This is a genomic window from Pseudomonas sp. PvP027, assembly GCF_017833005.1.
Lineage (GTDB): Bacteria > Pseudomonadota > Gammaproteobacteria > Pseudomonadales > Pseudomonadaceae > Aquipseudomonas > Aquipseudomonas congelans.
In genome coordinates, this window is the sequence record NZ_JAFIBK010000001.1 from 1,481,384 (window position 1) to 1,493,751 (window position 12,368).

The window sequence follows — 12,368 nt, forward strand, 5'->3', positions numbered from 1 at the left end:
CGCGGACCTTGCGGGCTTTTGCACGGGTGGCGGAACGCAAGCCGGTGCCTAGCGGGTCAACGCGGTGTTTTCATCGTACTCCGTACTCATGCTGCCGGGTTGAAGAATGCCTATCTGCGCGCCTCGCCAGAATGCCCGGTCCTTGCCGCCGCGCTTGGCCTGATACAAATTGATGTCGGCGGTCTTGAGCACTGCCGAGCTGTCCGCTGCCGCCGTGATGTCTGCCAGCCCGGCACTGCAGGTCAGCGGGCTCACAGCGGATGATTTTCTGATGCAGTCCAGCAGGCTCAGCACATAATCCCGAGCGTCATCGTCACTGCACATTGGCAGGATCACGCCGAACTCCTCTCCGCCCATTCGCCCAAAGGCAAGACTGCCCACGGTCTTTTGCAGGCAGCCAGCCATCACGCGAAGCGCCTGATCACCGGCGTCGTGGCCGAATTGATCATTGATCGTTTTGAAGTCATCAATGTCGAGCATCAGAAAATAACCCGCGGAGTTATTCAGCACATGATTATCCAGTGCCTGCATCAGTGCCCGGCGATTCAATATAGCGGTCAGGTCATCGGTCAACGACAGTTCACGAAACTGATGTTCCAGACTCAATACGGTACGAAGTGTGCGCGTGTAAGTGTGATTCATCACACTGCCCAGACTGACCGACGTGATAAAGAACAGCGTCATGAACATAGTCGCAACACTGTCGGTATCGACCCCCTGGGCGGGGGAGAGAATACACCAGGCGAGTATCGCCACCAGAAGATAATCCCGGGTATACACCACTAACAATGTCGAACACAGGATAATCATCACGGCGACCGAGAGTGACCAGTTGATGTCCGTCCCGGTGCGCAAATGTCCCGCCCTTGAAAAGCACAGTGCCACAATGATCACGAATGCCATGCCCACACAGCGCCAGACCCTGAAGTCAACCGCCCGGTATTGCAATGCGCACGCCCCCAGCAGGCCAAGGGTCAGCAGCATTTCCGGCGGACCGAATTGCAGATATGGCGTGACCGAGAGAACAATCAGCCAACACACGATGGCAATACATTGCACACGCGCAATGGCGGGTGAGAGCAGCTGTTTTATCCGGGTCTGCATGTCACCGTTCATAGAAAACTCCAGGCATCCGATTTGCCGAGTCGAATATCCGCCGCCTGAAGACCACCTATATTAAGCAGCCCAAGAGTCGACCGACTGATTGAATGACATTCACCACCAGGTGACCATCATTGAGACACACCGGGCAATGAACATCATTGACCGGCGCCTGAACTGTTTGACGCAAACAATATACTGGATATGAATGACAGTTTGCACAAAGAGAAGGCGCCTAATAACTCTCAATAACGTTTCTTTATTCAATGAACATCTTGTCGCACGTCGTACGTCATATGCTGTCTGCGAAGCAGAAACTCCGGCGCGAATGGGCCGCTTGCCGAACACACTGTCTGTCGGCGGCGACTCACGCTATCCTCGGCGCATGACTCTATTCCCCGGCCTGATCGATCTCCCCCGCCAATTGCGGCATTCCGAAGTGCGCGACCTTGCCTGGGTGATCCTCGCACCGCCCATGCTTGAAACCGCACCCTGGCCGCAGCGCCACCCACTGGCGGGCAGCGACTGGGTAAAGGCCCCACAGCAACTGGCGGATTTTCTCTGGCAACTGGACCGCGACAGCCGCCCGCTGGAAGACTGGCTGGCGCAGGCCACCACGCGAAGACTGGGCCGCTATTACGAACGGCTCTGGCAATTCGCCGTGCAACATGCGCCGGGGGTGGAAATAATCGCAGCCAACCTGCCGATCAGGCTTGGCAGCCAGACTCTGGGCGAGCTGGACATGCTGCTGCGTGATGCTGAAGGCGTGCACCACGTCGAACTGGCGATCAAGCTCTACCTCGGGCCGCAGGACGGCGATGGCAGCGATCCGGCGCACTGGCTGGGGCCTGGCTGTCAGGATCGGCTGGACCGCAAGCTGGCCCATCTGAGCCAGCATCAGTTGCCGATGTCCGCGCGCCCGGAAAGCCGGGCGACGCTGGAAGCGCTGGGCGTCGAAGCGTTCAGCGCGCGGTTGTGGCTGGGCGGCTACCTGTTGTATCCGTGGCCAGGCTCATGCCAATCCCCTGCCGGCGTTCATCCGCAGCACCTCAAGGGGCTCTGGCTGCATCAGCGTGACTGGAGGTCGTTCCTGGCGCAAAGCCAGCCGGGACGCTGGCAGCCCCTGCCGCGCCATGCCTGGCTGGCGCCTGCACTCTACAACCAGGCGTGGAGCGATCAGCAGTTGCAAGACTGGCTGAATGAACTCGATCCGCTGGCCCCGGCGCAGCTATTGGTGCGCCTCAGGGAGAATGCCGAGGGCCACTGGGAGGAAGCCGAGCGGCTGTTTCTGGTGTCGGACATGTGGCCGAATCTGGCCGACACCAGTCATCCGCTCAACTCAATCGCAATGCCAGCGCAGCCAGTGTGACCAGCAGCACAGGCACGGTCAGCACGATACCGACCTTGAAGTAATAGCCCCAACTGATGGTGATGCCCTTGCGCTGCAGCACATGCAGCCAGAGCAGCGTGGCCAGACTGCCGATAGGCGTGATTTTCGGGCCGAGGTCGCTGCCGATCACGTTGGCGTAGATCATCGCTTCCTGGATGGCGCCGCTGGCATGACTTGCGTCGATGGATAGCAGCCCGATGAGTACCGTGGGCATGTTGTTCATGATCGAAGACAGGAACGCAGTCATCAGGCCGGTGCCCATCGCCGCGCCCCAGATGCCATAGCCCGCGAACCAGTCCAGCAAGCTGGCCAGGTAATCGGTCAGCCCGGCGTTACGCAGGCCATAGACCACCAGGTACATACCCAGCGAAAAGACCACGATGTGCCACGGCGCTTCTTTCATCACCTTGCTGGTCTTGATGGTATGCCCTTTGGCGGCGATGCCCAGCAGCAACACTGCGCACACCGACGAGATCGCACTGATCGGGATGCCCAACGGCTCAAGGGCAAAACAACCCACCAGCAGAATCAGCAGCACCGCCCAACCGGCCAGAAACGTGGCGCGGTCATGGATAACCGTTTCCGGCTTGTCCAGATGCTCGGGCTCGAACTCGGCGGGAATGTCCCGACGGAAGTACCACATCAGCACGGCCAGGGTGGCGGCGACACTGGCCAGATTCACCGGCACCATGACGGCTGCATAACGGTTGAAACCGATCTTGAAGTAATCCGCCGAGACGATGTTCACCAGGTTCGAGACCACCAGCGGCAGGCTGGCCGTATCGGCGATGAAACCGGCCGCCATGACGAATGCCAGCGTCGAGGCAGGCGAAAAGCGCAATGCGAGCATCATGGCAATGACGATCGGGGTGAGGATCAGCACTGCACCATCGTTGGCGAACAAGGCCGACACCAGCGCACCGAACAGCACGAACAGGGCAAACAGACGGCGTCCGTTACCCTTGCCCCAGCGCGCCACATGCAGCGCTGCCCAGGCAAAGAAACCGGCCTCATCGAGCAGCAGCGTAATGATGATCAGCGAAATGAACGTCGCCGTGGCATTCCAGATGATGCCCCACACCACAGCGATATCACTGAAGTGCACGACGCCTGTCAGCAACGCCAGTATTGCCCCCAGTACGGCACTCCAGCCTACGCCCAGACCCTTGGGTTGCCAGATGACCAGCGTGATGGTGAACAGGAAAATCAGCGTTGCTATCAGCATTATTTGGTCCGAGGCAGAAGAATCGCGAGGATGCCGAGCAGCGGCAGGTACGAGCACAGCGTGTAGACGAACAGGATGCCATGGCTGTCGGCCAGATAGCCGAGCAAGGCAGCGCCGATGCCGCCGAAGCCGAACATCAGGCCGAAGAACAGCCCGGCAATCATGCCCACGTTGCCAGGCACCAGCTCCTGGGCGTAGACCACGATGGCGGAAAAGGCCGAGGCCAGGACAAAGCCAATGATCACACTGAGTACGCTGGTCCAGAACAGATCCGCATAGGGCAGCGCCAGGGTGAATGGCGCAGCGCCAAGAATCGAGAACCAGATCACCGCCTTGCGGCCAATGCGGTCACCGATCGGCCCGCCGAAAAAGGTCCCCGCCGCCACGGCGCCCAGAAACAGGAACAGGTGCAGCTGCGAGCTGGCGACCGACAGGCCAAATTTCTCGATCAGGTAGAAGGTGAAATAGCTGGTCAGGCTGGTCATGTAGAAAAACTTGGAAAACACCAGAAACGCCAGCACTGCCAACGAGGCAATCACGCGTTTTCTGGACAGACCATGAGTGGCAGCCTGACCAGCCTTGAGCTTGAACAGGTTGAGGTGTGCGCGATACCAGCGGCTGATTGCATACAGCAGCCCCAGCGAGAACAACGCAAACAGCCCGATCCAGGCGACATTGCCCTGGCCGAACGGGATGATGATCGCCGCGGCCAGCAACGGTCCGAACGCAGTGCCTGTGTTGCCACCGACCTGAAAGGTCGATTGCGCGAGCCCGTAGCGACCACCTGAGGCCAGTCGCGCGATACGCGAGGCTTCCGGGTGGAACGTTGACGAGCCGATGCCGATCAATGCGGCGGCCAGCAGAATCAAGGGGAAGCTGCCGACCAGCGACATCATCACGATACCGATCAGCGTGCAGATCGATCCGACGGGCAGTACCAGCGGGTTGGGATGGCGGTCAGTGTAATAACCGACCCAGGGCTGCAGCAGCGATGCCGTGATCTGAAATGTCAGGGTAATCAGGCCGATCTGGGTGAAGCTCAGGTCGTAGCTGGCCTTGAGCATCGGGTAGATCGACGGAAGGATGGCCTGAATCAGGTCATTGACCAGGTGCGCGAGGGCGACGGCACCGATGATGCGCATCACCAGCGGGCTGGTTTGAGGGGTGGTCGAGGCCTTCGCCGTCACGGGCGGAGCACTGGTCGCCATGGTATTCATCCGTAAAAGGGTTCGCGGTTCGCCCGGCACAGATGATTACAAGATGTGTCACGTGTACCAGGGCGCGCCAATGTGCCATTTTTCGGGGCGACTGTGCCACGTTTTGTTGCGTTTTTGCTGACGGGTAGGCAAGTGTTCTGCCGGGCATGGCTTTTCCTGTGTTCGGCTGGTGCGCCGATGCTGCGCATTGGCATGCAGTTCATGAGGCTCGGCGTCACAAACTCTGCGCTGCGCCACCTGTTCAAGACCGGACGCGGAGCGTCCAGAACTGCATGCCCACGCAGAGCATGGGCACGATAGGTGTTCTCAGGAGCACCTCTCGTTCCTCACGCTCCGCGTGGGAATGCAGTTCGTGACGCTCTGCGTCACACAGCGGTTCTGCGATGTCAGGTGGATTGGTGTTTGGCTCAGGTCACCTTTGCGCCCTTACGGCGCCTTACTTTGAGGGACCAAAGTAAGCAAAGTCCCCGCTCCTGTTTCCTGCCCTTGTCCTCAGGCAATTGACCCCACCACCGACTCTTCGCCTGTAGCGGGTACATCATGCAGCGAGATTTTCGAGGTTTCCGGCAGGGCCATGCCGCCGGCCATTGCAAGTGCTGCCACGGCGATGAGGTAGAACGCTGGCGACAGGTTGCTGCCGGTCATGCTGATCAGCCAGGTTGCCATCAGCGGCGCAGTACCGCCGAACAGGGTGTAGGCCATGTTGTAGGTGATCGCCGAGGCGGTGTAGCGGGTACGGGTGGGAAAGGTTTCCGACAACAGTGCGGCTGTTACCACGCCGCATAGTACTGCGCCCACGGCGAGCAGCATGACGCCGATGATCGAGGCGATGAACGAACCGGAGCTGGCCATCAGGAATGATGGAACCACTACGACCATCAACAGAATGCAGGCCGTTGCCATGGTGACCCGGCGCCCTACCCGATCCGAATAGGCACCGGCCAGTGGGCAGAGGGCGGCGGCAAAGGCCAGAGCGATCAACGAAACCAGCAGCGCCGTTGCCCTGCTCAGTCCACCGGCCACTTGCAGGTAGGTCGCGAAATAGGTGGTGAACATGTAGAACGACAACGCCGTCAATGACACGAATGCGCCCAGACAGCACATCGCCGCTGCGTGATGGCGCAAGGTGTCCTTGAGCGGCGAGTGAGCGACGGCATGTTCTTCAGCGACCGCCTGAAACGCCGGGGTTTCATCGAGCTTCCAGCGCAGGTACAGCCCGACCAGCCCCAGCGGTGCAGCAATCAGAAACGGCAGACGCCAGCCCCAGTTGCCCATGGCCTCGGTCGACAGAAACGACTCCAGCGCGTAGGCCACCACTGCGGCGGCAGCGAATGCGGAGAACGTCGAGACCGGAACGAAACTGCCGTACCAGGCACGTTGCGTGCGCGGGGCATGCTCCATGAGGTAGGCGCAGGCACCGGCATACTCCCCGCCGGCCGAGAAACCCTGCGCACAGCGAATGATGGTCAGCAGAACCGGCGCCATCACGCCGATCGCGGCATAGGTCGGTAACAGGCCGATCAGCGTGGTGGCACCGGCCATCAGCAGGATGGTCATCGCCAGGGTTTTCTTGCGCCCGATCCGGTCACCCAGCATGCCGAAGAAAATCCCGCCCAGCGGTCGAAATGCGAAGGCCACGGCGAACACGGCAAAGGTTTTCAGCAACGCCGCACTGCTGTCGCCGCTGGGAAAAAACTGCAGTGCGATCGTCGTCGCCAGAAAGCCATACACAGCAAAATCGAACCACTCGACAAAGTTGCCGATGGCCGCAGCGACGATGACTTTTTTCAGCGTGGCAGGATCGACTTGCTCTACGGTAGTAGTTGTCATGGCTGACCTCGGCGTCTTGATCTGGAATGGATCGATTATCGAGACAGCGACCCGGATGCCCCGCTCCAGGAGTGTCATCCACATAGTCATGGCCGACGTCTCGCCACTGATCTGCGCAGAATTCATGCCAAAGGCTCTGCTACGTGGCTTACAGGCCCATTGCGCGCCGCCCCTGAAGGCCTCCGGTGTGGACGAAGACCAGGCGGGTGCCGGCCTCGAAACGACCAGCCAGCACATCATCATGCAGGGCCAGCAACGCCTTGCCGGTGTACAGGGGTTCCAGAGGTACGCCGCTCTGCGCCTCACTGTCGGCAATGAAACCGAGCAGCGCCGCGTCGGTTCTGGCGAAACCGCCGCGGCTGGCATCGAACAGAACACAGGTCGGTGGCAGGCAATGCGCGACATCGGCCTGTGCGCCAGCCGCCTCATTCAGCACAGCCATGATGTTTTGCGCGACCCCATGACCCTCGGGCACAGCCATCGCCCCATAAACCGGGCGAGCGCCCGCCTCTGCCAACAGCAAGCCGGCAAGCGTGGTGCCGGTGCCTGCAGCCAGCCACCATCCGTGATAATCGTCCCAGCCAAGATGCGCGAGCTGCTCGTCGAGCATTGTCCGCAACCGACCGCAACCCGACGCACCGGCAAGCCCGCCACCGCCTTCGGCAATCGGACAAAGACCTGGATAGCGGGCCTGCCAGGGCGACCAGAAGCCCGCAGCATGTCGCTGACGATAACCGGCGTAACCCAGCCAGTGCAGTTGCATGCCGAAAGCCTGCAGATCGAGCACCGTCGGCGTCTGCTGAGCATGACCGCGCAACAGGCCGACTGTCGGGAAACCGAAGCGCTTGCCTGCAGCAGCCAGGGCATGCAGATGATTGGAGTGCGCACCGCCGAGGCTGATCAATCCCTCGGCACCCGCGTCGACAGCCAGGCTCAGGTGCTCGCTGAGTTTGAACCATTTGTTGCCGCTGATCAGCGCGTCTATAAGGTCCAGGCGCAGAATCGCAACCTCGACCCCGGCCTCTTGCAGCCAGGGCAGGTTCAAGCGTTCGAGGGGAGCAGTAGGTTGCCAGCCGAGGGCGTCGAGCATCATGCGCCGCAGTTTACAGACAAGCCGTTTCAGGGTCTTCGCCGATCAGCGGGCTGCGTCGCGAAGCCCTTGATCAGGCATTGTCTGTCACAGGGTGGCGGCCAGGCGTGAGCCCTGGTCTATGGCGCGTTTGGCGTCCAGCTCGGCGGCCACATCCGCTCCGCCGATCAGGTGCACGCTTTGCCCGGCATTGAGCAGATCGTCATACAGTTCGCGCAACGGGTCCTGCCCGGCACAGATCACCACGTTATCCACCGCCAGCAGCTGTTCTTCGCCGTCTTCGCCAATGCGAATATGCAGCCCTGCATCGTCGATTTTCAGGTACTGCACAGCATTGAGCATCTGTACCTGTTTGTTCTTGAGCCCCGTGCGGTGAATCCAGCCGGTGGTCTTGCCCAGGCCGTCGCCGACCTTGGAACTCTTGCGCTGCAACAGAAACACCTGACGTGCCGGCGCGTGGACTTCGGGTTTGACCCCGGCGACACCGCCGCGAGCCTGCAACGTCGTATCGATACCCCACTCTTTCCAGAAAGCCTCGCGATCCAGGCTGGTGGCCACGCCCTGATGCACGAGAAATTCCGACACATCGAAACCGATGCCACCCGCGCCAATCACCGCCACCCGGCGCCCGACGGGCTTGCGCTGCAATATGACGTCCAGATAGCTCAACACCATGGGGTTATCGATGCCGGGAATGGCCGGTGTGCGCGGAGCGATGCCGGTCGCCAGAATCACCTCGTCAAAGCCTGCGCCCAGCAAGTCTGCAGCGGTTACCCGATTGCCGAGACGCAGCTGAACACCGGTCTCCTGCACTTTGTTACGGAAGTAGCGCAGGGTTTCGGCGAACTCCTCCTTGCCCGGCACACGCTTGGCGATATTGAACTGGCCGCCGATTTCGCTGGCCGAATCGAACAGCGTCACCTCATGCCCGCGCTGTGCGGCAACGGTTGCAGCGGCCAGACCGGCAGGACCGGCGCCCACTACGGCAATTTTCCTGATCTGCAGGGTGGGCAGGTAATTGAGCTCGGTCTCGTGGCAGGCACGCGGATTGACCAGACAGCTGGTCAGCTTGCCGCCGAAGGTGTGGTCAAGACAGGCCTGATTGCAGCCGATGCAGGTGTTGATGCGTTCGGCATGGCCGGCAGCGGCCTTGTTGACGAACTCGGGATCGGCCAGAAACGGACGAGCCATCGAAACCATGTCCGCATCACCTTCGCTGAGAATGCGCTCGGCAACTTCCGGTGTGTTGATCCGGTTGGTGGTAATCAGCGGGATGCTCACCGAGCCGCGCAGCTTGGCAGTGACCTTGCTGAACGCGGCGCGCGGGACCTTGGTGGCGATGGTCGGAATGCGCGCTTCATGCCAGCCGATACCGGTGTTGATCAGGGTCGCACCGGCCTGCTCGACTGCCTTGGCCAACGCGACGATCTCTTCCCAACTGCTGCCGCCTTCCACAAGATCGAGCATCGACAGGCGAAAGATGATGATGAACTGCGCCCCGACCGCCTCACGCACGCGCCTGACGATCTCGACCGCCAGACGCATGCGGTTTTCATAGCTGCCGCCCCAGCGGTCGGTCCGGTGGTTGGTATGCGCGGCCAGGAACTGATTGATGAAGTAGCCTTCCGAGCCCATGATTTCGACACCGTCATAACCAGCACTGCGGGCCAGCGTCGAACAGGTCACAAAATCAGCGATCTGCTTTTCGATGCCCTCTTCGTCCAGCTCTCGCGGCGTGAACGGGTTGATCGGTGCCTGAATGGCACTCGGCGCGACTTGCTTGCGGCTGTAGGCATAGCGACCGGCGTGGAGGATCTGCAGGCAGATCTTGCCGCCAGCCTCGTGTACCGCACGCGTCACGATGCGATGGCGATCCGCTTCTTCAGCGTTGGTGAGTTTTGCCGCGCCATCATAGACACCGCCTTCTTCGTTGGGCGCAATGCCGCCGGTGACCATCAGCCCGACCCCGCCACGGGCGCGCTCGGCAAAATAGGTCGCCATGCGCTCGAAGCCACCCGGCCGCTCTTCAAGACCGGTGTGCATCGAGCCCATCAGGGTGCGGTTGCGCAAGGTCGTGAAGCCCAGGTCCAGCGGGGCCAGCAGGTGCGGATAATGAGCAGCAGTCATGGCGAAGCTCCATCGAGTCAATCACGGAATAGCAAGGACCTCTGCGGATCCTCTGATTCATTTGGCAACAGTAAAGACGCATACCGCCACACACTCAATGACCGAAAGTGACAAGTTATTGATCCAAACGCGCAGCGGCACTTGGCAAGCGCCCGGCGCCGCCCTACCCTAGTCGACAATTTCCCGATGGCCATCATTCGATCTGTTTATGCGCAAACTCTTCGCCATCTGTCTGGTTCTGCTGAGCGTTGCCAGCCTCGTCAGCTACGCGATCTGGACCGGACAACGTCCGGCGGGTCACTACCTGTCCGATCTGCGCATCCGCCTGGCCATCAATGAAGGCCAGCCCGGTGAGCGCGGCAATCTGCTGGGGATCGAGCCCGAGCTGTTCCCCACTGATTATCAGAACCCCGAGCGACTGCACCGCAAGCTCGCCGCTTATCTGCAACAGGCCCGCGACAATGGGCTGATCAATCCGCGCACGGTGGTGGTGCTGCCGGAACATATCGGCACCTGGCTGTTCGCCAGTGGCGAGAAGGATCAGCTCTATCAGGCCGCGACGGTGGATGAAGCCATGGAATGGTTGTCGTGGAGCAATCCGCTGCAATTCATCAAGGCGATGCTCGAGGCCGAAGGCAGGGACCGTCTGGATGACGCCTACCTTCGGATCAAGGCCCGATCAATGGCGCGAGACTATCAGGCGCTGTTTGGCGGCCTGGCCAGAGAGTTTGGCGTCACGCTGGTGGCAGGCTCGATTGTGCTGCCCGATCCCAGCGTTGAAGGCGGTCAACTGAAAGTCGGCAGCGGCGCCCTGTACAACAGCAGCCTGACGTTTGGCAGCGATGGCCTGCCGCTCGGCCAGCCGCAGCGGCAGTTGTACCCGGACCGCTATCAGAAGCGTCATGTGCGCACGGCAAGCGACGCGCCGTTGAATGTGATCGACACCCCGGCCGGGCGTCTGGGTGTGCTGATCGGCAGCGACAGTTGGTACCCGGAGAATTACGCGCGCCTGAACCGTAGCGGCGCACAATTGATTGCGGTGCCGGCCTTTGTGATCGGCAAGGCCGCCTGGTCCGAAGCGTGGCGCAAGCCGCGGCATTCAGACATTGACGTGCCGAACGACAGCCCTAGCGAGGGCGAAGCCTGGCATCAGCTGACGTTGACCGGGCGTGCTCCGCAAAGCACTGCGCAGGCGGGGATCAGTGTGTTCATGCGCGGGCAGTTCTGGAATCAAGGCGTGGCCGGGCAAAGTTTTGCCAGCCACGCAGGACAAACGATCGCCGAGCCGCCGCAGGAAAATGCTGCCGTTGGCGGTGCGCGCCTGATCAACCTCTGGCTTTGACGATGCCGACCCCGACCCTGCGCCTCGGTGATCTGTCGGTGGGTTTCATCCAGAGCCTGACCGATGCAGTCAACAGTTTCGACAGCAGCCCTGACGCACTCCTGGAGCAGTACGGTCTTGACCCCATTCGCCTGAGCCAGGCCGGGGCGCGGCTGTCGATTCCGCGCTACATGCGCCTGGGACATGCAGCCATCCAGCTGACCGGCCAGCCCGGGCTGGGCCTGCGCATGGGCCAGCTCAGTCGTTTCGCGCAGGCCGGCCTGGCCGGTATCACCGCTGCCCAGGCACCCAACGTGCGCGAGGCGGCACGCAACCTGATCCGCTTTGAACCCTTGTACGGCTCCAATTATCGCGGCCAGTCGAGCTTCCACGAGGATGCCGGCGGCGCCTGGATGCGCTTCTATTCAATCAGCCCCTATAACGCTTACAACAGGTTTGTAGTGGACTCGATTTTAGCTGGCTGGCTGGGTCAGCTTTCGACGCTGGCAGGTACAGAACTGCGCGCACAACGCGTCGAGATCGAATTCGAAGCGCCTGACTATGCCGCGCAATACGCCGTATTGAGTGATAACCCGGTGGTGTTTGGCGCGGCGACCAATCAACTGCGCCTGGATCAGAGCAGTCTGGCATTGCGCAACCCGGACCATTGCCCGAGCACCTGGCGGCACCTGTTGCAGTTATGCGAAGGAGAACTGGAGCAACAGACCCGCACCCGCAGCCTGCGTGAACGCATCATTCAATTGCTGGGGCCGCTATTGAACGGCGGAAGTGAACCGGATCTCGAAGAAGTGGCGACGAGGCTCAAGCTGCCGACCTGGACGCTGCGTCGCAAGCTGGCCGAGGAAGGTACCTGCTTTCGCGCAGTGCTCAATGACACGCGGCGCGACCTGGCAATGACTTACATTCGCGACACTGAACTGGCGTTCGGGGAGATCGCCTACCTGCTGGGGTTCGCTTCTGCAGAGGCGTTTCAACGCGCCTTCAAACGCTGGAACGGGCAGACTCCGGGAGAGTTTCGCCGCAGCCAGCGTCAAAGCGCATGAAGC

Annotated in this window: 9 protein-coding genes; 3 read left to right on the top strand and 6 right to left on the bottom strand. The window is 61.0% G+C overall.

Annotated elements, in window-relative coordinates; all coding sequences use genetic code 11:
- Positions 1 to 48 precede the first annotated feature (48 nt).
- A complete protein-coding gene (locus tag JOE33_RS05760) occupies positions 49 to 1,116 on the bottom strand; it encodes a GGDEF domain-containing protein (RefSeq protein ID WP_187625287.1) in 1,068 nt (355 codons plus the stop codon).
- A gap of 370 nt (positions 1,117 to 1,486) precedes the next feature.
- Between JOE33_RS05760 and JOE33_RS05765 the strand changes: the two genes are divergently transcribed.
- Positions 1,487 to 2,470: a DUF1853 family protein gene (locus tag JOE33_RS05765; RefSeq protein ID WP_054993569.1), complete on the top strand. Its 984-nt coding sequence runs from the start codon at positions 1,487 to 1,489 to the stop codon at positions 2,468 to 2,470.
- Here the strand turns inward: JOE33_RS05765 and JOE33_RS05770 are convergent.
- The 5 genes from JOE33_RS05770 to JOE33_RS05790 form a co-directional block, all read right to left on the bottom strand.
- Positions 2,436 to 3,716: an arsenic transporter gene (locus tag JOE33_RS05770; RefSeq protein ID WP_010435658.1), complete on the bottom strand. Its 1,281-nt coding sequence runs from the start codon at positions 3,714 to 3,716 to the stop codon at positions 2,436 to 2,438. The two genes, JOE33_RS05765 and JOE33_RS05770, sit on opposite strands and share 35 nt — an antisense overlap.
- Complete coding sequence (locus tag JOE33_RS05775; RefSeq protein ID WP_010435655.1) at positions 3,716 to 4,924, bottom strand: MFS transporter; 1,209 nt, start codon at positions 4,922 to 4,924, stop codon at positions 3,716 to 3,718. Before JOE33_RS05775 ends, JOE33_RS05770 begins: the two co-directional genes overlap by 1 nt.
- A 501-nt stretch (positions 4,925 to 5,425) precedes the next feature.
- Positions 5,426 to 6,763 carry an MFS transporter gene (locus JOE33_RS05780; protein WP_187625288.1) on the bottom strand — a complete coding sequence of 446 codons (1,338 nt, stop codon included), beginning with the start codon at positions 6,761 to 6,763 and terminating at the stop codon, positions 5,426 to 5,428.
- Between the two features lie 148 nt (positions 6,764 to 6,911).
- Positions 6,912 to 7,856: a pyridoxal-phosphate dependent enzyme gene (locus JOE33_RS05785; RefSeq protein ID WP_187625289.1), complete on the bottom strand. Its 945-nt coding sequence runs from the start codon at positions 7,854 to 7,856 to the stop codon at positions 6,912 to 6,914.
- 84 nt (positions 7,857 to 7,940) lie between these two features.
- Entirely contained in the window at positions 7,941 to 9,980 is a 2,040-nt protein-coding gene (locus tag JOE33_RS05790) for an NADPH-dependent 2,4-dienoyl-CoA reductase (protein ID WP_122693657.1), read from the bottom strand.
- 208 nt (positions 9,981 to 10,188) lie between these two features.
- Here JOE33_RS05790 and JOE33_RS05795 point away from each other — a divergent pair, with 208 nt between their 5' ends.
- Together JOE33_RS05795 and JOE33_RS05800 are read left to right on the top strand one after the other, a co-directional pair.
- Positions 10,189 to 11,322 (top strand): carbon-nitrogen hydrolase family protein, encoded by a 1,134-nt coding sequence (locus tag JOE33_RS05795; protein ID WP_010437307.1) that lies wholly within the window; start codon positions 10,189 to 10,191, stop codon positions 11,320 to 11,322.
- Between the two features lie 2 nt (positions 11,323 to 11,324).
- Complete coding sequence (locus JOE33_RS05800) at positions 11,325 to 12,365, top strand: AraC family transcriptional regulator (protein WP_032614761.1); 1,041 nt, start codon at positions 11,325 to 11,327, stop codon at positions 12,363 to 12,365.
- Positions 12,366 to 12,368: the final 3 nt, after the last annotated feature.

Excerpts from the sequence above, each read along its gene's own strand:
- JOE33_RS05760 (WP_187625287.1), bottom strand. The coding sequence starts at position 1,116 with ATGAACGGTGACATGCAGACCCGGATAAAACAGCTGCTCTCACCCGCC.
- JOE33_RS05765 (WP_054993569.1), top strand. The coding sequence starts at position 1,487 with ATGACTCTATTCCCCGGCCTGATCGATCTCCCCCGCCAATTGCGGCAT.
- JOE33_RS05770 (WP_010435658.1), bottom strand. The coding sequence starts at position 3,716 with ATGCTGATAGCAACGCTGATTTTCCTGTTCACCATCACGCTGGTCATC.
- JOE33_RS05775 (WP_010435655.1), bottom strand. The coding sequence starts at position 4,924 with ATGGCGACCAGTGCTCCGCCCGTGACGGCGAAGGCCTCGACCACCCCT.
- JOE33_RS05780 (WP_187625288.1), bottom strand. The coding sequence starts at position 6,763 with ATGACAACTACTACCGTAGAGCAAGTCGATCCTGCCACGCTGAAAAAA.
- JOE33_RS05785 (WP_187625289.1), bottom strand. The coding sequence starts at position 7,856 with ATGATGCTCGACGCCCTCGGCTGGCAACCTACTGCTCCCCTCGAACGC.
- JOE33_RS05790 (WP_122693657.1), bottom strand. The coding sequence starts at position 9,980 with ATGACTGCTGCTCATTATCCGCACCTGCTGGCCCCGCTGGACCTGGGC.
- JOE33_RS05795 (WP_010437307.1), top strand. The coding sequence starts at position 10,189 with ATGCGCAAACTCTTCGCCATCTGTCTGGTTCTGCTGAGCGTTGCCAGC.
- JOE33_RS05800 (WP_032614761.1), top strand. The coding sequence starts at position 11,325 with ATGCCGACCCCGACCCTGCGCCTCGGTGATCTGTCGGTGGGTTTCATC.